This is a genomic window from Flavobacterium sp. JP2137, assembly GCF_050562195.1.
Taxonomy (GTDB): Bacteria; Bacteroidota; Bacteroidia; order Flavobacteriales; family Flavobacteriaceae; genus Flavobacterium.
In genome coordinates, this window is the sequence record NZ_CP191647.1 from 3,110,121 (window position 1) to 3,128,898 (window position 18,778).

At 43.4% G+C, this 18,778-nt stretch carries 18 protein-coding genes; 7 read left to right on the forward strand and 11 right to left on the reverse strand.

Features of this window, described 5'->3' with window-relative positions; all coding sequences use genetic code 11:
* Positions 1-48: 48 nt before the first annotated feature.
* Complete coding sequence (locus tag ACQZ43_RS13785; protein ID WP_430613265.1) at positions 49-1,839, forward strand: acyl-CoA dehydrogenase family protein; 1,791 nt, start codon at positions 49-51, stop codon at positions 1,837-1,839.
* Positions 1,840-2,228: 389 nt separating this feature from the next.
* Here ACQZ43_RS13785 and ACQZ43_RS13790 read toward each other — a convergent pair whose 3' ends face one another.
* From ACQZ43_RS13790 to ACQZ43_RS13815, 6 genes are all read right to left on the reverse strand, one after another.
* Positions 2,229-3,269, reverse strand: coding sequence for an o-succinylbenzoate synthase (locus tag ACQZ43_RS13790; RefSeq protein WP_430613266.1), 1,041 nt, complete (start codon positions 3,267-3,269; stop codon positions 2,229-2,231).
* 48 nt (positions 3,270-3,317) lie between these two features.
* On the reverse strand, positions 3,318-3,998 hold the full coding sequence (locus ACQZ43_RS13795; protein ID WP_430613267.1) for a metal-dependent hydrolase: 681 nt from the start codon (positions 3,996-3,998) through the stop codon (positions 3,318-3,320).
* Positions 3,999-4,022: 24 nt separating this feature from the next.
* Positions 4,023-4,937: a 1,4-dihydroxy-2-naphthoate octaprenyltransferase gene (gene menA / locus ACQZ43_RS13800; protein WP_430613268.1), complete on the reverse strand. Its 915-nt coding sequence runs from the start codon at positions 4,935-4,937 to the stop codon at positions 4,023-4,025.
* A 21-nt stretch (positions 4,938-4,958) separates the two neighbouring features.
* On the reverse strand, positions 4,959-6,461 hold the full coding sequence (locus ACQZ43_RS13805; RefSeq protein ID WP_430613269.1) for a PH domain-containing protein: 1,503 nt from the start codon (positions 6,459-6,461) through the stop codon (positions 4,959-4,961).
* Positions 6,448-7,065: a PH domain-containing protein gene (locus ACQZ43_RS13810; RefSeq protein WP_430613270.1), complete on the reverse strand. Its 618-nt coding sequence runs from the start codon at positions 7,063-7,065 to the stop codon at positions 6,448-6,450. The genes ACQZ43_RS13805 and ACQZ43_RS13810 overlap by 14 nt, the downstream gene beginning before the upstream one ends.
* 99 nt (positions 7,066-7,164) lie before the next feature.
* Positions 7,165-8,004, reverse strand: a complete 840-nt coding sequence (locus tag ACQZ43_RS13815) for a 1,4-dihydroxy-2-naphthoyl-CoA synthase (protein ID WP_430613271.1) — start codon at positions 8,002-8,004, stop codon at positions 7,165-7,167.
* Between the two features lie 358 nt (positions 8,005-8,362).
* Here ACQZ43_RS13815 and ACQZ43_RS13820 point away from each other — a divergent pair, with 358 nt between their 5' ends.
* The 4 genes from ACQZ43_RS13820 (at position 8,363) to ACQZ43_RS13835 (ending at position 12,723) form a co-directional block, all read left to right on the forward strand.
* Positions 8,363-9,019: a CatA-like O-acetyltransferase gene (locus ACQZ43_RS13820; protein ID WP_430613272.1), complete on the forward strand. Its 657-nt coding sequence runs from the start codon at positions 8,363-8,365 to the stop codon at positions 9,017-9,019.
* Between the two features lie 130 nt (positions 9,020-9,149).
* Positions 9,150-9,527 (forward strand): hypothetical protein, encoded by a 378-nt coding sequence (locus ACQZ43_RS13825; RefSeq protein WP_430613273.1) that lies wholly within the window; start codon positions 9,150-9,152, stop codon positions 9,525-9,527.
* 88 nt (positions 9,528-9,615) lie between these two features.
* A complete protein-coding gene (locus tag ACQZ43_RS13830; RefSeq protein ID WP_430613274.1) occupies positions 9,616-10,443 on the forward strand; it encodes a DUF3347 domain-containing protein in 828 nt (275 codons plus the stop codon).
* A gap of 54 nt (positions 10,444-10,497) precedes the next feature.
* Positions 10,498-12,723, forward strand: coding sequence for a multicopper oxidase family protein (locus ACQZ43_RS13835; RefSeq protein WP_430613275.1), 2,226 nt, complete (start codon positions 10,498-10,500; stop codon positions 12,721-12,723).
* 46 nt (positions 12,724-12,769) lie between these two features.
* Here ACQZ43_RS13835 and ACQZ43_RS13840 read toward each other — a convergent pair whose 3' ends face one another.
* The 4 genes from ACQZ43_RS13840 to ACQZ43_RS13855 form a co-directional block, all read right to left on the reverse strand.
* On the reverse strand, positions 12,770-13,483 hold the full coding sequence (locus tag ACQZ43_RS13840) for a DUF3307 domain-containing protein (RefSeq protein ID WP_430613276.1): 714 nt from the start codon (positions 13,481-13,483) through the stop codon (positions 12,770-12,772).
* Positions 13,476-14,075 carry a transcriptional regulator gene (locus ACQZ43_RS13845; protein WP_430613277.1) on the reverse strand — a complete coding sequence of 200 codons (600 nt, stop codon included), beginning with the start codon at positions 14,073-14,075 and terminating at the stop codon, positions 13,476-13,478. Before ACQZ43_RS13845 ends, ACQZ43_RS13840 begins: the two co-directional genes overlap by 8 nt.
* Before the next feature lie 250 nt (positions 14,076-14,325).
* Positions 14,326-14,559: a hypothetical protein gene (locus tag ACQZ43_RS13850; protein WP_430613278.1), complete on the reverse strand. Its 234-nt coding sequence runs from the start codon at positions 14,557-14,559 to the stop codon at positions 14,326-14,328.
* A gap of 30 nt (positions 14,560-14,589) precedes the next feature.
* Complete coding sequence (locus ACQZ43_RS13855) at positions 14,590-15,753, reverse strand: THUMP domain-containing class I SAM-dependent RNA methyltransferase (RefSeq protein ID WP_430613279.1); 1,164 nt, start codon at positions 15,751-15,753, stop codon at positions 14,590-14,592.
* Between the two features lie 92 nt (positions 15,754-15,845).
* On the opposite strand from ACQZ43_RS13855, the gene ACQZ43_RS13860 reads away from it, so the two are divergent.
* Positions 15,846-16,577, forward strand: a complete 732-nt coding sequence (locus ACQZ43_RS13860; RefSeq protein ID WP_430613280.1) for a class I SAM-dependent methyltransferase — start codon at positions 15,846-15,848, stop codon at positions 16,575-16,577.
* Positions 16,578-17,294, forward strand: coding sequence for a ZIP family metal transporter (locus ACQZ43_RS13865; protein WP_430613281.1), 717 nt, complete (start codon positions 16,578-16,580; stop codon positions 17,292-17,294).
* Positions 17,295-17,391: 97 nt separating this feature from the next.
* Here ACQZ43_RS13865 and ACQZ43_RS13870 read toward each other — a convergent pair whose 3' ends face one another.
* Positions 17,392-18,591: a pyridoxal phosphate-dependent aminotransferase gene (locus tag ACQZ43_RS13870; protein ID WP_430613282.1), complete on the reverse strand. Its 1,200-nt coding sequence runs from the start codon at positions 18,589-18,591 to the stop codon at positions 17,392-17,394.
* Between the last annotated feature and the right edge of the window lie 187 nt (positions 18,592-18,778).

Consider the following 18,778-nt stretch of genomic DNA (forward strand, 5'->3'; position numbering starts at 1 on the left):
ACCAGCTCCCCGTCATAGCTATTAACCAAAAACAAAAATTATATCAACATGGAAAACATCACACGTGGCGGGCAATTCTTAGTTAAGGAAACCCGTTCAGAAGACATATTTACCCCAGAGGACTTCTCTGAAGAGCAAAAAATGATGCGCGACTCCGTTAAGGAGTTTGTCGACAAGGAAATGTGGCCAAACAAAGCCCGTTTTGAGAAAAAGGATTACGAATTCACCAAGGACTGCATGAAGAAGGCGGGAGAGTTAGGCCTATTAGGCGTTGCTGTTCCCGAGGCTTACGGCGGTCTGGGAATGGGATTTGTCTCGACGATGTTGGTCTGCGATTACATCTCTGGCGCTACGGGGTCTTTCTCCACAGCTTTCGGAGCGCATACCGGTATTGGAACCATGCCGATCACCCTATACGGCACCGAAGAGCAAAAGAAAAAATACGTGCCGCAATTAGCTACTGGCGAATGGTTTGGCGCTTATTGCTTGACCGAGCCCGAAGCGGGTTCGGATGCCAATTCGGGCAAGACCAAAGCCGTTTTGTCTGAAGACGGTACTCACTACAAAATCACCGGACAGAAGATGTGGATCTCCAATGCGGGATTCTGTCAACTGTTTATCGTATTCGCCCGTATCGGCGACGATAAAAACATCACGGGTTTTATCGTGGAAAACGATCCAAATAACGGAATTAGCTTAGGCGAAGAAGAACACAAATTGGGAATTCGCTCCTCTTCTACCCGTCAGGTGTTTTTTAACGACACCAAGGTTCCGGTAGAGAATATGCTTTCCGAGCGTGGAAACGGCTTTAAAATAGCCATGAACGCGCTAAATGTGGGACGTATCAAACTCGCAGCAGCTTGTTTGGATTCGCAACGCAGGTTGATCAGTCAATCGGTAAACTACGCCAACGAACGCATACAGTTTAAAACGCCTATCGCACAATTTGGCGCTATCCGCAGCAAATTGGCCGAGATGGCTACCAACTGTTACGTTGGAGAAAGCGCTTCTTATCGCGCAGCAGCTAGCATCGAAGACCGAATTAAAGCGCGTATTGCAGATGGGAACTCCCATCAAGAAGCCGAATTAAAAGGGGTTGAGGAGTTTGCTATCGAATGTTCAATTCTAAAAGTAGCGGTATCCGAAGACGTACAGCACTGTGCCGACGAGGGAATCCAAATTTTTGGAGGAATGGGCTTCTCAGAAGACACGCCTATGGAAAGCGCTTGGAGAGATGCGCGTATCTCGCGAATCTATGAAGGAACCAACGAAATCAACCGCATGCTTACCGTGGGTATGTTGATCAAAAAAGCGATGAAAGGTCAGGTAGATTTATTGGGTCCTGCGATGAAAGTCAGCGAAGACCTAATGGGTATACCCGATTTTGACACCCCGGACTTCTCCGAGCTGTTTGCCGAAGAAAAGCAAATCATTGCCAACCTGAAAAAAGCCTTTTTGATGGTGGCGGGAAGCGCGGTGCAAAAATACGGTCCCGATTTGGACAAACACCAACAGTTATTGATGGCTGCCTCTGATATGTTAATCGAAATTTACATGGCGGAAAGCGGTATTTTAAGAACGGAAAAATTGGCCAAAGCTCAAGGTCAAGACCAGGTAAGCGAGCAAATTGCCATGGCGCAATTGTACTTGTACCACGCCGTGGACATCATTACCGAAAAGGGCAAGGAGGGAATCGCTTCCTTTGCCGAAAACGACGAACAACGCATGATGTTGATGGGACTGAGAAGATTTACCAAATATACCAATTTGCCAAACGTGGCGAATTTAAGAGAAATCATCGCTACCAAATTGGTAGAGAAAAACGAATACTGTTTCTAAGAAACGCAAAGATTGGTTTAGTTTGTTTGAGAAAACCGCTGTATTCCCCAGGGAAACAGCGGTTTTTTATTGCTTTAGATCCGTGTAAAACCGCCTTATTTTATGTCGATTAGCAAACAAGTAAAATCAGCGTTAATTGTGCTTGTATGGATTTTAGACCGTGTAAACCTTTCGACGGCATCACTTTCCGCAGTAGCGTTTTAATGCAGAAGGGGAAAAACCCCAGGTTAATTGTGGATATGGAAAAACCGGTTGCGCTTTAAGACGAGAACTCCCGTCGGTTTTTATAGAAAGAAACAGCGCTAAAACGCCTTAAAGTGTCGTTTTGCGGATGATCAAAATAAAGTACTCCTCCTTCTTATAGGAGTTAATTGACACTATACGGCTGCTTAAAATCCGTTTGGCAAATCCCACTGCAAGGTTGGGTCATACCAAAGTTGTCCTTTTTGCACGACCAAGGGAGCATCAAAATTATTGGTATACAAGCCGCCTGTTCCCAAGCCCTGAGGCATGGAATTATTCAGCGTAAAGGTCCATTGCGCAATGGCATTTAGACCGATATTACTCTCCAAAGCAGAGGTAATCCACCAACCGATTCCCCGCGCTTCTGCCAAGGCAATCCATTCGAGGCTTCCGCGGAATCCCCCGACCAAACTCGGCTTTAAAATGATGTATTGCGGGCGAATAAGGTCCAATAGATTTTCCTTATCGCTGCGTTTTACCACACCGATCAACTCCTCATCCAATGCGATGGGCAAGGGTGTGCTTTTGCAGAGCGCTGCCATGCTGTCATACTGTCCTTGCGCAATAGGTTGCTCAATACTATGTATTTGTAATTCAGCTAATTTAAACAGGTTATCTAAAGCATCACTATACTTAAATCCGCCGTTGGCATCCACCCTTAATTCGATTTTATCGGCGTCAAAATGCGTTCTGATACCCCGCAACAATCGCAGTTCCGACTCTAAATCTATCGCGCCGATTTTGAGTTTTACACAAGAAAAACCCTGTGCGATCTTTTCGTCGATCTGTCTTTTCATTCCCTGCTCCTCTTCCATCCAAATCAAACCGTTGATCGCAATCGAGGCTTTTCCCGCTGTAAAATCAGACGGAAAAAGCAGCATGGCATCCTCGCTTTCCAACGATTTAAAAGCCTGTTCCAACCCAAATTGAATCGATGGAAATTCGAGCAGGGCTTCCCATAAAACCTCCAAGCCCAATTCGATGTTTTCGCAAACCCATTTCAATTGGTCTTCGTAATCCGGACGGTCGTCAAAACTCAACGAACGCAATAGACCGCATTCCCCTATTCCCATTTTGCCGTCGCTCTCCAAGCGAAGCAACCAGGTTTCTTTTTGAGTCAACACCCCTCTGGAAGTTCCCGACGGCTTTTTAAAATTTAAATCGTAACGCTGATAAGTCAATTTCATAAACACTTCATTTATCGTTTAGCTGTTTTACAGCACACAAATACAGGCCTACAGCTCTATGGCTTCACCTATGGCCAAAAGCATTAAGTCCTTGCCCTTTTCATAAAACCTCTTGACCGCGTATTCGTGGTCGATTTCGATATAACCAAACGTATCGTAATGATACCCCATAACCTTGTCGCATTCTAAAAATTCCGAAGCGATTACGGCATCGTCTATGCCCATGGTAAAGTTGTTTCCAATCGGCAAGATCGCTAAATCCAATTTTGTTCTCAGCGGTATCAATTTAAAATCGTAAGTCAGAGCGGTATCTCCGGCTATATAGATGTTTTTATTTTTGCTTTCAATGACAAAACCTCCGGGTTGCCCCCCGTAGGTGCCGTCTGGAAAAGAGCTCGAATGTATGGCTGAGGTGTATTTGAGCTTTCCAAAGTCAAACTTCCACGAACCACCGTGGTTCATCGGATGGGTTTGCAAGCCCTTATCCGCGTAGTAATCGGCCATTTCAGCATTGCATACAACCACCGCATCGGGATTGTTTTTAACGACGACCTCCACGTCCAACACATGATCGCCGTGTGCGTGTGTCAGCAATATATAATCCGCTTTGATCGCCTCTAAGTCGATGTGCTTGGCTTTGGGGTTTCCCGAGATAAACGGATCTACAATCAATCGAATATCCTCTATTTCAATGCCCAAACAGGCATGACCATAAAAAGTAATTTTCATAGGTAGTTGTGTTTATATTGATTTTTAAATATTTGTTAACGCCAGGGAAAACAACAGTGCCAAAAAGAAGGTACCCAAGGCCACTCGCTTCATTTCTGGGTCCAGTTTTTTAGGATCTTTATTTCGTATGACCACTAACAAATGCTTTACAAAAGGCAAATACGCGATCACGAACATCAAGCGATACCAAGGCATCCCTACAACCAGGGCATAGATAAAGATAGCAAGAAGTGCCGTAATGACAATGCTATAATGATAAATCTTGGCCTTTGCAGCTCCTAGGAGCACGACTAAGGTGTTTTTACCCGAAGCTTGGTCTGATTCTCTGTCGCGCATATTATTGAGGTTTAAAACGGCTATACTCAGATTTCCAATAGCGATAGCCGGTAAAATCTCCAACCAACCGAAAGTCTGTGTATAGAGGTAATAAGCCCCTAAGGTACTGACTAATCCAAAGAAGATAAAGACAAATAAGTCGCCCAAGCCTCGATACCCATAGGCAGAAGCTCCAACGGTATACTTGATTGCCGCCGCCACAGCTGCCACCCCCAATACAAAGAAGAAAAGCGAAGTGATAAAGTGTTCTTGGCCAAATGCGACATAGATCAACACCACTGCCGACACCAACGACAACAATGCCGTGACGATAACCCCTACCTTCATTTCAGCGGCCGAAATAACACCGCTTTGCACGGCGCGCTGCGGCCCTACACGGGTGTGATTGTCGGTACCCTTGACGCCATCGCCGTAATCATTGGCGAAATTGGACAGTATCTGAAGCAACAAAGTGGTCAACATCGCTAGCGAAAAAATCCACCAGTAGTTGCTTGCGGTATGTGTCGCATTATAAGCGCAAGCACTTCCCACTAGTATTCCAGAAACCGATAAGGGCAAAGTTCGCAAACGCGCAGCGCTGACCCAGGCTTTAATTTTTGTCATATTTCCTTTTATATTTTTGTATTACATCCAGTTTTTGTCGGTGGTTTCCACCTGGTACAACCAATAGTCGACCCTTTTTTCAATTTCGGAATAGCGAGCGGTATTAAATCGCAACACCCCTCCTGCGGTAAACAGGCTCAGATTGCCTATATCGCTGCTTTTCTGCCAGAAAAACTGAGAGGTTTCGATCTTTTGAATCTTATAGGGCTGTACGATTTCGGTAGAAATATCCCAAAATCCCTTTTTTACCACTATAAAATCCGGATGCACAAACAAGCTGCGCACGCGATACATCCTATAGACCACCGCAGCGACCAACAGCACGTACAAAGGCAGTAAAACATAGACTTCGACATAGATAAAATAGACCTGAAAGAACAGGACAAACGCCGCTACGGGCAGTAGGCCAAACGAGAAAAAACGCATCCAAAAAAAGCGATTACTCGACTTTAAAACCAGCCCTTCAACCGGTTGGCTGCCATAAATCAAATCAAACAGCCCTTGCTTTTCCGAGGGCGAACAACCGGGAATCTCCAAGGCAGATTTCTTGTCTACTTGCTCGGGCTGACTGCCAGAGGCTTGTCGGATGTGAATCTGAAGTATCCCCCATTTCTTTTGAAAATAATTCTGAACGATCTTGATCAGCTGTACGCGGTTGGGCTTGATAATGGTGCTACGCGTGGCCAGTAAGCCAAAACTCAGCAAAAGGGTATCGGATTGTTTGACGATGGTAAAATCGTAAAACTTATAGAGCGTTCGAATCAGATTAAAGACCAATACGGCAAAAATCGATACGATCGCAAAAAACAAAATCACATAGCCCACCCAATATTGATTGACATAAGCTTCCACACCTTCGGGATCCAATTCAAATTGACTCCCCATAAAACGGCTGATTTTATCGTATATGGTATTTATAAACAGCAAAATAACCAAAAACGTTTGAACGTAATGGGAAGTCAATCCCACTTTGATCAAACTAAACATACTGATTTTCGTCGTGGTAGTCGGTTCTGATTCCAAGGCTACTGCCGCTGTATCAACCGCAGTGGTAGAAGCGCTGCCGCTGTGCGACAGCAGTCTTTGCTTTAATTCTGCAGCCACGGCATAACTCACCGAGTTGATCACCACTTCCTTGGCGGAACTACCGGCCGAATCAATTTCTACGGCAAATACTCCAACTAACTTTTGAATAAAACTCTGATTGATGTTGACCTGCTGGATCTTGTCGAGTTGAATCATGATCTTCGATCGGTTGAGGATTCCCTTTTCAATGATAAATTCCTGACTTTCCGGCCTGATGTAAAACCGAAAATTCTTGTAGTTTAAATACGCGATAATCAATAAAAAAACAGCCAGGCCCAAACTGCCCAAAAGCAAATAAACGCGGGTTTCCGGTGTTATTTTTAGCAAAAACACGATCAACAGCGGAATAAAGGCCCGTCCCAATTTTTGAAGTACATACAAAAAATGGACGATTATCCCGATTTTCGCCTGCCGCTGGGGCTGATTAAAGTGGTCCATCTGCAATCGTAATATCCGAATTAGCTAAAGGGGTGCCTGCATCTTTAGTAGGTTTATCAACGGAATCGTCCGCGGAAATCGCATGAACCTTATCCACGATAAATTGCTTGATGCGTTCGGCTTGTTCTTTTGGAATACCCGGTATACTCAAGTCGCCTTGAGCTCCTCCAGCAGTAAAAAACTCCAGGGTAGCCAACTGAAACATCCTTGAAAGCATCCCTTCATGTAAGGCCGCGTGTTGCACTCTATTATAAGGAATTACAATTTGATTGATCAATACGATTCCGCTTTTATAAATCACATCGTGTTCCCGAAATGCATACGCTTTTTTAGCAAATCCCAACAGGTTTAGAACCCACGAGAGCACGGCAATTACTATGGCTGTTCCCAGAGACAAGGCCGCCAACAGTTCAAATTGCCGGTCTTTTTCCAGGTTGAAATCCCACCAGTAAAAAACAGAACCCGCCAAGACAATCAAGGCAGCAATCAAAGTAGCTCGAATGAGAACCACCTTTTTATAACGGGGGTCTAAAGGCACAAAAGACACTTCGCTGATGCGGGGCAGTTGCGAAGTGTCTATGTCTTGATTTGAAAATTCTTTCATGTAGGTTTATTAACAATTATATATGGATAGCCCGTAAATTTCAACAGCAGCTTAGCCGCAATTCACTTATTTAACAGCCGCTAAAATCCGTACGGTCTATTAAGGAATCCATTGTTTGACGAAATTCGGTTTTCTCTTTTCCAAGAAAGCATCTCTTCCCTCCTTGGCTTCATCGGTCATATAGGCCAATCGGGTGGCTTCTCCGGCAAATATTTGTTGCCCGACCATACCGTCATCGGTGAGGTTCATCGCAAATTTGAGCATTTTTATCGACATCGGTGATTTGGCCAGTATTTCTTGCGCCCATTCAAAGGCGGTATCTTCGAGTTCAGCATGGGGAATGACCGCATTGACCATACCCATTTCAAAGGCCTCTTGTGCCGAGTAATTGCGTCCTAGAAAGAAGATTTCTCGCGCTTTCTTTTGTCCGACCATCTTGGCCAAATAGGCCGATCCATACCCACCGTCAAAGCTGGTTACATCGGCGTCGGTTTGTTTAAAAATGGCGTGCTCTTTACTCGCTAAAGTCAAATCGCAAACCACGTGTAAACTGTGACCGCCACCCACAGCCCATCCTGGAACTACCGCTATGACTACCTTGGTCATAAAGCGAATTAAGCGCTGTACTTCCAATATATTTAAACGGTGCATTCCGTCTTCTCCTACATATCCCTGATGCCCACGAGCCTTTTGATCGCCGCCACTACAAAAGGAATACACCCCATCTTTAGACGAAGGCCCTTCTGCCGATAGCAAGATCACACCGATACTGGTATCTTCTTGTGCGTCGTAAAACGCTCTATACAATTCACTAGTTGTCTTTGGACGAAACGCATTGCGCACGTCGGGTCTATTGAAAGCTATTCGAGCTACACCATCACATTTTTTATAGGTGATATCTTCAAACTCCATGGCCGTTTTCCAATCTATAGTACTCATAATATTTTTTAATTTAGCGTAAAAATAAGGCATTTTTTGTATTCTAACTACTTTATTCCTTTAATCTAACCCATCGACAGCGGCTATCAGCTCAGATTAGCACTCCTTTTTTTAAAAACCGCTGCTGTACTTCCCCATTTACCAAGGAGTCGGATTGCACACGAGTCCACACAGCCGTGCTCCAGTGTTGCTGATCGCGGTTTCGCCTGACAGCAAATAGGCGCATTATTGGTCAATGCTATGTTGGCCCATTGACAGAAAAAGCTTATCTTTATAGTTAGGTCTTTGCCGATTTGCCATTCGAAAGCGGCGATTCCTTGACCTGTATGTAAAACCCTTGTCTAAAAACCGTATAATTATGACTGCTGTTTTTACCCCCGTCGACCTGAAAACCTGGCCTAGAACGCCCTACTTCAACTATTATTTTTACGAATTAAAATCCAAATACAACCTCAATGTCACCCTAGACATCACCGAGCTATTGCAACAGTCCAAAGCAAAAAACTACCGCTTCTACCCCACTTTTATCTACGTAATCTTACGGGCAATCAATCAAAACAGCGCCTTTAGAATGAGTTTCCATCAGGGCGAACTCGGCCATTGGAACTTCATCATGCCCTCATTTACTATATTTCACCCCGACGATTGCAGCTTTTCCGATTTGTGGAGCGAATACCATCGGGATTTTAAAACCTATTACGACGTGATTACCCGCGACATCGAAACTTATAAAAATGTCAAAGGCATTAAAATCAGAGCGAATCAGCCGCCCAATTTCTGTCCCATTTCCTGTTTGCCCTGGGTGAGTTTTACGGGTATCAGTCAGGATTCTGCCGTAGACGACCACTTTCTATTTCCCATAGTGCGCTTTGGAAAATACTTCGAGCAAGGCGACCGAATACTACTGCCCCTTTCGCTATATGCCCATCACGCGGTGGCAGACGGCTATCACAGTTCTAAACTGATCAACGACATTCAAGATTTTTGCACTCAGGTCGACCAATGGATGACTTAACCCATTGGGGCGGCTAACAGACTGGTTATTAACGCTCCCTTTTGGGTTTGTTTTTTGATTTTCACTCCTTTTTTTGATTTATATGGTTGTTGTATTAACTTTTTAGGTATATTTGTTTGGAATTGACGTTATGAATAAAAAATTTTACATCATTTGTTTACTGGTTTTACTGGGCAGTCTTTTGCTTAGCAGTATAGCATTTGCACATTCTAAACCTCATTCCCTACTCGTTGAAAAGACGGCCACCGCTGCGATTCAACACCATCAACTTTCCGATGATTGCTGCAAACAGGGCGATTTAAAATCGTGTACAGCTCAAAAAGACCACAGTTGTAGCGATTACCAATGCCAATGTTTGAGCAACTGCATTCCCGTAGTGGCTTTTATTCCCGCCATTACGTACGTTTCCCTTATTACTGAATCTACTTACAAACCACAATTCAAGGCGATTAGTGCTTTGATTAGCGATGGCTTTATCGCTATTTGGGTTCCACCATTGTTGGGATAATTTAATCGGTATAGCCCTATTTGCATCAAATAGGCAGGGATAACCTTTGGGTTGTCTCATGTATTTTTTAAATTAAATCTTAACGATCATGAAAAAACTTCATTTTATAGTGTTGGCGCTATGGGTATGCACTCAAGCCGTTGCCGCACAATCCAGCATAAAAAATCAAAAAACAGCCTCATTCTCCATCGATGGAAAAGGTGCGCTGAGCAAAGAGAACATCGAAAAAGCGGCTTTTACCAAGGGCGTTTCTCAAATAACTTGGGATATAGATACCCAGTTGGAGCAGCTTTCGTATGACACTTTAAAAACCAATCCCAGCGAAATACTAAAGAAAATCGCCCTTGCGGGTTACGACAACGAAGCGTATTTAGCTCCCTTATCGCGTTATGAGCAATTGAGTACAGAGTCGCAATACGTCCGAAGTCGCCTGCCGATGACCGCGGTACACACCACCGTCAAGCCCCCTACCTCCACCGCCGAAACTTCGGAAATACAGCTTTTAATAACGCGCTATATGGCGGTTAAAAACGCCTTTATCGCGTCGGATTTCAAACAGGTACACGCTCAAGCATTACTGCTGAACCAAGCGGTTAAAAACTTAAATACAAGCCGTTTAAACAAATCGCAAAGCACAGATTGGCAAACGCATAGTCCCGCGCTAAATGAGCAAGTGGCTCAATTGAGCCGCAGCACCCAATTGGAAGCCGCTCGAAAAGACTTCGACCAACTCTCCAAGGTGTTTAAGGACTTTCTAGCCGCGCAGCCTTTGGACACCCCGGTTTATTATATGCACTGCCCGATGTTTCTTCAGGGCAAAGGAGGCAATTGGCTCAGTGTTGAAAAGGAAATTCAAAACCCTTTTTACGGACAACAAATGTTGAGCTGCGGCAGCTTGGTAGAAACTTTAAAATAACACTTACGACCGAGTTCACCCCTTGGTTGTACTCGTCAACAATTCACGTATATCATGAAAATCTATAATCTCAATAGGCAGCGCCTGCTGCTAGTCCTAACGGTGTTTTTGTTTAGTTTTGTCGCAAGTGCTCAGAAAACAGTAACCTACGACTTATACGTCAAAGACACCCTGGTTAATTTTGGCGGCAAGCTCAAAAGAGCCATAGCCGTAAACGGTCAAATTCCCATGCCCACGCTGCGCTTTGTCGAGGGAGACAGTGCGGTGATTCGCGTGCACAACCAACTGCAAGAGATGACCTCCCTACACTGGCACGGTATGTTGGTGCCCAACGAGCAAGACGGTGTGCCTTATCTCACCTCCACACCGGTAGCAGTGGGTAAAACCAAGACCTACAACTTTAAGATTCGACAAAACGGTACGTATTGGTACCACTCCCACATGCACATGCAAGAGCAAATCGGGATGTACGGTGCCTTTATCGTCGATAAAAAACCCGACGACCCCAAGCGACGTCCTTACGATGCGCTTCCCGAATACGAAGTAGTCCTCAGCGAATGGAGCAATACCAATCCGCATGAAATCGATCGGATGCTACACACCGCCAATGATTACGGCGCTATTAAGAAAAACTCGGTACAAAGTTATGCCGAAGCCATACAGGCCAAGCAGTTCAAAACCAAGTTTAAAAACGAATGGAAGCGGATGTTGGCGATGGATGTCAGCGATGTGTATTACGAATCCTTTCTCACCAATGGGGCGCAACAAAAAAGCGCCAGCGAATTAAAGGGACTAAAAAAAGGGGATCAGGTTCGGCTGCGCATTGCCAATGGAGGTGCATCGACCTACTTTTGGCTGCAGTATTCCGGCGGAAAAATCACCGTAATTGCCAGCGACGGTATAGATGTAGAACCCGTAGAAGTCGATCGTTTGTTGATTGCGGTTTCGGAGACCTACGACATCGTGGTTAGCATACCCGAAGACAGGGTGGCCTACGAATTGCTTTCCACGGCAGAAGACCGCAGTGGCAGCACCTCGCTTTGGTTGGGCGATGGCATTAAACAATTGCAAGCCCCCTTGGGCACCTTAAAATATTTTGAGGGCATGAAAATGATGAACGACATGATGAATATGGACGGTTCTATGCGCGATATGGGCATGAAAATGAGTCTGCAAACCATGGATATGAACGCGGCGATGTATCCGGAAATGGAAGCTGCGGGTCAACATAGTGCCCATCGCGGAGAAGCGGCTTCGAAATCGACTCCGGTGACCTTAAACTACAATATGCTAAAGGCCACGGAAGTCACTACACTGCCAGCTGCTCCTACCCGCGAAATGCGGTTTGAACTCACCGGAAACATGAACCGCTATGTGTGGACGCTAAACAACAAAACCGTGTCTGAAAGCGACAAGATATTGGTTAAAAAAGGAGAAAACCTGCGCATCACCTTATACAACAACACCATGATGCGCCATCCGATGCATTTACACGGGCATTTCTTTAGATTGATCAATCAATATGGCGAGGCTTCTCCGTTAAAAAACGTGATGGATATTATGCCTATGGAAACCAATATCATCGAATTCAACGCCTCTGAAGACGGCGGGGATTGGTATTTTCACTGTCATATACTCTATCACATGATGAGCGGTATGGGACGTATTTTTAGCTATGAAGACAGTCCTGTAAACACCCAAGTACCCGACCGTGCATTTGCGGACAAAATGGTATATAAAGACGACCGCATGTTTCACTTACAGGCGGAAAACGACTTTAGTACTCAAGGTTTAGAAGGAAGTGCCAGCTACCAAAATACCCGATGGAACTTTTCGGCCCAATGGGATTTGGGATACAACGGCAAACACGGACAACAAGCCGATATTCACATTGGGCGGTATTTTGGTTCGCAACAATGGTTGATGCCCTTTATCGGTTTTGATTGGCGCGAGCGAAATCTGTCTAACGGCAGCACCAAACACAACCTACTCGGACAGCGCAGCGATTGGAATTCGCGGGCGATGTTTAGTGCGGGTGTTATCTATACCCTCCCTTGGTTGGTTCTGGCACAAACCGAAATATATACCGACGGATCGGTTCGCGTACAATTATCGCGCGAGGACATTCCGATTTCAAAAAGAACCCGAGCGAGCTTTATGCTAAACACCGATAAAGAATATACCGTAGGCTTGCAATACCTCATTCATAAAAACATGGCGATTACAACCTCCTACGACAACGATACCGGTTTTGGAGCGGGATTGTCCCTTAGATATTAAATACAGAGCCCCCTGCCAAATCGCAGGGGGCTATTTATAAATCAACCTATAAACAGGCTTGTAAACTCCGATACAACAACGCACAGCCTATGGCGATACCAAAACTCATCAAGGTACCTATTAAAACGTATTCCGTTAAACGCCGGTCCTTAGAACGGGTAAGGTCTCCAAATCTAAAGATGGATTTCGCCGCTAATAAAAAACCCACTCCGGTCCAAAAATTTATCACCACAAATCCAAAGACAAACAAGCGTTCCAATATACCTATATATTTTCCCGCATTTTTTAAGGCGACGCCGTCATCTTCAATCTTCCAGGTAGAAATAAGCACTTTCATTACGATAGCCGCAACCACGGTAGTCAGTAAAACACATAAACCAAACAGTATAAGACTTGCATCATTCAGCCATTCAAAATTCCACACCCAAGATTCACAATAGGCCGCTATAAAAACGAGCACGCTTAAATGAGCGATTTGGTCTATAAAAAAGGCCCAAGTACTGGCTATTTTCTTGCCCAAGTACAGTTTTAGCGCATCGATTAGGCCGTGGGTGACGACCACCAAGCACAGTATGCTAAAATAGTGCGCCGTACCCCAGAGCAAAACCAACAGCAAGGCAGCATGAACGGCAATATGATAATAAAAATATTTAGAGCGCAACTTTTTACCTTCCTTATCAACTACCCAACTTGTGGGTTGTAGGAGAAAATCGCCCAAAAAATGAGCGAATAACAGCTTTAAGAGAAGTACGCTAACCATAAGGATTGTTTTTTACATAATACTGAAGCACTTTTTGTATCTCTTCATATCCCCCTCGCTTTAAAGCTTTGCTAATATTGCCCTGATTTCCACGGGTTAATTCCGCCAATTGCAATTGGGTAAGCTGAGGGTTCTCAAACATTTTTTGAATCAACAGTATGGAAACCGGTGTCCAAGCATCCACTATAGTCGAAATCAAATCTAAAAAGAGGTTAATCACTTCGTTCCACGCTTCATTATCGCTTTGAAAACCGAGCGTTCTGTTTTTTAACCGATCAAAGGCCTCTCCCGAATGAATAAAAGCACTGCCGTTGGATTGAGACAACTTGGCGTCCGCATAGTTCTTTTCTCCGACACCTATAGAAATTCTGACATCGATGCCCTTAACTTGCTTTACCGTGCACTTTAAATACAATGCCGCTTTTATCGCTTGATCGACCGGCACTTCCAACTGAAAACTATCTCCTCTAAAAACCTCCCAAGCCCGTCGGTCGGTCGCCAATAATGCCAATGATTTTTCGAGAACGGGAAGCCATTCTTGGGGTTTTACCAATCTCGAATCGATAATATCTCCAGTCAATATTGCGGTCATAATTATGAATTTACCCTTCAAAAATACAATTTATAATTCAAAAACCAAACCGATAAATATGTCAAAAAAAGAACATAATTCAAAATATGTTATAATTACTACATAATTTAAAATATGTCGTAATTATGACATATTAAAACGATTAAAAAAGGAGTTGAAAAGCCCAACTAAGAAAGCCCTGTGGTTGATTGTATAAAAAAAGGGTCGCCTTTACAAGACAACCCTACAAATTCACGATTTATTCCATTTTCTACTTAAAGGTTTTCACCCCTTTCATAAAAATCCATTTCATCAGTATCCGATCACCATCTGGTGTAGCAATCGTTTTAAATTGAGGCGCTAAAATAGTCGCTGCTACAGCACTGGTCAGGGGAATCCAAAATCCAGCTAAAGCAGTAAATTCAACAATTAACAATCTCATTAGAAAAAACAAAACTGCAAAACTCACAAATTGCAATAAAAAAGCTTTCATTTTGGTATTCATATCTTTGGTATTTATCGTTTAAAAAATCACTTACTCTGGGTTGGTTTGGAATTTGGTTCTCTTGCTACCGGCATACATTTCGTATTTAACCAAACGAGCCTCCAATTTTCCATTAAAGAGTTTGATTTTACGCGATGGTTTAAGTCCCACGAATTTCAGTGCTTCCAAATTTGCCGTGATAAACCACGCTGCCGTTCCGGGGTATCCCCTTTTTAAGGTATCGCCTATATCCCTATAGAAGTTTTCCATATCGATATCGAGACGTTCCCCATAAGGCGGATTAAAAACCATGTGAAGCGGTCCTTCGGTTTCCTTTTCGGAATCGAAGAAATTGGCTTGCTCAATTTTAATGTATTCTTCTAAATTGGCATTGCGCATATTGTCTCTAGCTTTCATTACAGCAGAAGGTGCTTTGTCGAAGCCCTTGATGGTATAATGAAACTCTCTCACCTTTTTAAATAAGGAATCGGTGATTTGATCGAACAAATCATTGTCCCAATCTCTCCATTTTTCGAAGGCAAATTCTTTTCTGTTGATGTTAGCCGGAATATTGCAGGCGATCATTGCGGCTTCGGCCAAGATGGTACCACTACCACACATGGGGTCCATAAAATCACTTTGTCCGTTCCAACCGGACATCAAGAGCATACCCGCTGCCAACACCTCATTGATAGGCGCGATATTCGTCGCGGTTCTATAACCGCGCTGATGCAGGGAATTTCCCGAAGAGTCCAAGGCCACAGAGCACATGTCTTGTTGAATGTGGATATTCACCCTTAAATCTGGGAAATCCTTATCGATACTCGGTCTTTTACCTAAATCGTTTCTAAATTGGTCGACTATGGCATCTTTGGTCTTTAAAGCGACGAACTGCGAGTGATTAAAATTATCGGAATTCACCGTAGCATCGACCACAAAAGTCTGTTCAGCAGTAATGTATTTGGTCCAATCGATACTTTGAATACCCCTGTAGAGATTCTCTTCGTTATACACGGCAAATTGCTCTATGGGTTTTAGTATTTTCAAGGCCGTTCTCAAGGACAAATTCGCTTTATACATAAACCCTTTATCGCCCTCAAAACTGACCATACGCACTCCTTGCTCCACTCTTCGCGCTCCCAAAAGCTCCAATTCTCTGGCCAAAATTTCTTCAAAGCCAAAAAACGTTTTAGCGACCATTTTAAAATTTTCCATAGGCTACTTCCAAATTAGGAATATTTATTTTAAATATAATATTCCACAAAAATAGAGTAAATTTGCAGGCTATAAAAGAAATTAACCAACTCATGCAAAAAGATTCAGCAAATTGGTATGCTTCCTGGTTTGACACCTCGTATTACCACACCCTATATAAAGACCGAGATTATGAAGAGGCGCAATTGTTTATGGACAATTTGACGGAGTACCTCAATTTACCCGAAGAAGCCAAGATATTGGACTTGGCCTGCGGCAAAGGCCGTCATTCGATATACTTAAATCAACTGGGATACGATGTTACCGGAGTCGATTTATCGCCCAACAGCATCCGCACAGCCCAGGAACACGAAAACGACAAGCTTCACTTTCACGTTCACGATATGCGAGAGCCCTTACCGCAACAATACGATGCTATTTTTAATCTGTTCACCAGTTTTGGGTATTTCGAGGAGGAGGAAGACAATGTAAAAACGCTTAAAGCCATACGCGACAGCTTAAACGAATACGGTTTTGCCGTTATGGATTTTATGAATGTCGACAAAGTGATTCCAAACCTCGTAGCCGAAGAGGTCAAAACCGTCGACGGTATAGCCTTTCACTTAAAAAGACGTTTTGAAAACGGCTTTATCATCAAAGACATCTCTTTCGAGGACCAAGGACAACAGTACGATTTTACCGAAAGAGTACGCGCTTTCCGCTTGGAAGATTTTGAAAAAATGATGGAAGAATCCGACATCAATTTGTTGGATGTATTCGGGAATTACCGCTTAAAAAAGTTTTATAAAGGAGAATCGGAACGTTTAATTATGATCTTTAAATAAATGGTGTATATCCTCCCATTACTATCCATACTAATCGGCTATTTAGTCGCTATTATATTGCGTCCGAAAAACAAGAAAAACCTCAAGCTTTTATTGGCATTTAGCGGTTCATTCTTATTGACATTAACCGTTACTCATTTGCTGCCAGAAGTATATACTGCAGCAGAAAGCATGGGGCACGGAGCATTAGATCACGACCACAGTCACGATCACAGCAGCAGCATTGGTATTTTTATTATGGTTGGAATCGTGTTTCAAATTATCTTGGAATATTTTTCCAAGGGTGCGGAACACGGGCATGTACATTTGCCAAACAAAATGGAGGCCATGCCTTGGTTGTTGTTTATCAGCCTTTGCCTCCACGCCTTGCTCGAAGGCATGCCCTTGAGTCAGCACTTGGACTTGGCTTTGGGAATCGCCATACACCACTTACCCATAGCCGTTATATTGACGACCTTTTTTATCAATGCGGGAATGGACAAGAAAAAGGTACTGTTTTTTATGTTGGTCTTTTCACTGATGACACCACTTGGTACTTATGTTTCGGGAAGCTTTAGCTTCTTGCAACAGTATTATGCCGAGATATCCGCTATCGTAGTGGGTATATTGTTTCACATTTCATCGACCATTATCTTTGAAAGCAATGAAGACCACCGCTTTAACCTATCCAAATTAGGCGCTATTATACTCGGTGTTATCGTAGCCTACTTTGTATAGATAAGTGCCTATCGATCATTCATCAAAATGAGACCATACAAAACACCCCATATAGCAGCTTGCGATATGGGGTGTTGTTTTTATATCAATTATCGATTTATTTTTCGATAAGACTATAAGCTTGTAAAGCGTGTTTTAAAATTTCCGCAGAACGCAGCAAGTCTTCTTTCTTTAAGACATAAGCCAGGCGCACCTGATCTAATCCAACACCAGGCGTTGAATAGAATCCGGCAGCAGGAGCCACCATTACGGTTTCCCCTTGATAATCGTAAGACTCCAAGATCCATTTGGCAAAATCGTCGGCGCTTTTCACTGGAAATTTAGCCACACAATAGAACGAACCGTTAGGCACACCTACTTGCACACCTTCAATCGCTTGAAGGGCTTGGATAAACACATCGCGACGCTCTTTGTACTCTTCAATCACTTCGTCAAAATAGCTTTGAGGCGTATCTAAAGCCGCTTCAGAAGCGATTTGAGCATAAGTAGGCGGACTTAAACGCGCCTGAGCAAACTTCATGGCTGCGGCCATCAATTCCTTGTTTTTAGAAACGATACACCCAATACGCGCACCACACATGCTGTAACGCTTAGAAACCGAGTCGATCATAATCGCATTTTGTGCAATTTCAGGAAAACTCATGATAGACACGTGTTGGTGTTCTCCATAAGTGAATTCTCTATACACTTCATCGGCGATTAAAAACAAATCGTATTTTTTTACCAAGTCGGCCAACTGCCCTATTTCTTCCTTGGAATACAAATAACCTGTAGGGTTACCGGGATTGCAAATTAAAATGGCTTTGGTTTTTGGCGTGATTAACCTTTCGAACTCCGAAATGGCCGGTAGGGCAAAATCGTTTTCAATCGACGACATAACTGGTACAATTTGTACTCCTGTAGAAGTAGAAAAACCGTTGTAATTGGCATAGAAAGGTTCTGGGATAATGATCTCATCTCCAGCGTCCATCGTACTTCCCATAGCAAAGATCAAAGCCTCCGATCCGCCGGTCGTAATGATGATATCCTCCGTATCGATGGGCAGCTGGTGTTTTTGATAGTAGGCCGCCAATTTGGTTCTATAACTCTCAAAACCAGCAGAATGACTGTATTCCAATACGCTAATATCCGCTTCTTTAACCGCATTTAGCGCTACTTCAGGTGTTTTAATATCCGGTTGACCGATATTTAAGTGGTATACTTTATTTCCTTTTTTCTTGGCAATTTCTGCAAAAGGAACCAATTTTCTAATTGGAGATTCGGGCATATTTTGCCCCTTTAATGAAACTTTTGGCATGGTTTTGTAAGTTTAATCTAACGTTGAATAACTCCTTTAAACGACCCCCTAAACCGCCTATAATTAGGTCAATTGGCTTGCGTTTTTGTCTATTTACTGCAAATGTAAGCGATTTTTATCAGAGTTTTAAACAAAATAATAAGCCTACCAAATATTAAGTTAAATATGTTCAAAAGCCCCTCAATTT

Excerpts from the sequence above, each read along its gene's own strand:
- ACQZ43_RS13785 (WP_430613265.1), top strand. The coding sequence starts at position 49 with ATGGAAAACATCACACGTGGCGGGCAATTCTTAGTTAAGGAAACCCGT.
- ACQZ43_RS13790 (WP_430613266.1), bottom strand. The coding sequence starts at position 3,269 with ATGAAATTGACTTATCAGCGTTACGATTTAAATTTTAAAAAGCCGTCG.
- ACQZ43_RS13795 (WP_430613267.1), bottom strand. The coding sequence starts at position 3,998 with ATGAAAATTACTTTTTATGGTCATGCCTGTTTGGGCATTGAAATAGAG.
- menA (WP_430613268.1), bottom strand. The coding sequence starts at position 4,937 with ATGACAAAAATTAAAGCCTGGGTCAGCGCTGCGCGTTTGCGAACTTTG.
- ACQZ43_RS13805 (WP_430613269.1), bottom strand. The coding sequence starts at position 6,461 with ATGGACCACTTTAATCAGCCCCAGCGGCAGGCGAAAATCGGGATAATC.
- ACQZ43_RS13810 (WP_430613270.1), bottom strand. The coding sequence starts at position 7,065 with ATGAAAGAATTTTCAAATCAAGACATAGACACTTCGCAACTGCCCCGC.
- ACQZ43_RS13815 (WP_430613271.1), bottom strand. The coding sequence starts at position 8,004 with ATGAGTACTATAGATTGGAAAACGGCCATGGAGTTTGAAGATATCACC.
- ACQZ43_RS13820 (WP_430613272.1), top strand. The coding sequence starts at position 8,363 with ATGACTGCTGTTTTTACCCCCGTCGACCTGAAAACCTGGCCTAGAACG.
- ACQZ43_RS13825 (WP_430613273.1), top strand. The coding sequence starts at position 9,150 with ATGAATAAAAAATTTTACATCATTTGTTTACTGGTTTTACTGGGCAGT.
- ACQZ43_RS13830 (WP_430613274.1), top strand. The coding sequence starts at position 9,616 with ATGAAAAAACTTCATTTTATAGTGTTGGCGCTATGGGTATGCACTCAA.
- ACQZ43_RS13835 (WP_430613275.1), top strand. The coding sequence starts at position 10,498 with ATGAAAATCTATAATCTCAATAGGCAGCGCCTGCTGCTAGTCCTAACG.
- ACQZ43_RS13840 (WP_430613276.1), bottom strand. The coding sequence starts at position 13,483 with ATGGTTAGCGTACTTCTCTTAAAGCTGTTATTCGCTCATTTTTTGGGC.
- ACQZ43_RS13845 (WP_430613277.1), bottom strand. The coding sequence starts at position 14,075 with ATGACCGCAATATTGACTGGAGATATTATCGATTCGAGATTGGTAAAA.
- ACQZ43_RS13850 (WP_430613278.1), bottom strand. The coding sequence starts at position 14,559 with ATGAATACCAAAATGAAAGCTTTTTTATTGCAATTTGTGAGTTTTGCA.
- ACQZ43_RS13855 (WP_430613279.1), bottom strand. The coding sequence starts at position 15,753 with ATGGAAAATTTTAAAATGGTCGCTAAAACGTTTTTTGGCTTTGAAGAA.
- ACQZ43_RS13860 (WP_430613280.1), top strand. The coding sequence starts at position 15,846 with ATGCAAAAAGATTCAGCAAATTGGTATGCTTCCTGGTTTGACACCTCG.
- ACQZ43_RS13865 (WP_430613281.1), top strand. The coding sequence starts at position 16,578 with ATGGTGTATATCCTCCCATTACTATCCATACTAATCGGCTATTTAGTC.
- ACQZ43_RS13870 (WP_430613282.1), bottom strand. The coding sequence starts at position 18,591 with ATGCCAAAAGTTTCATTAAAGGGGCAAAATATGCCCGAATCTCCAATT.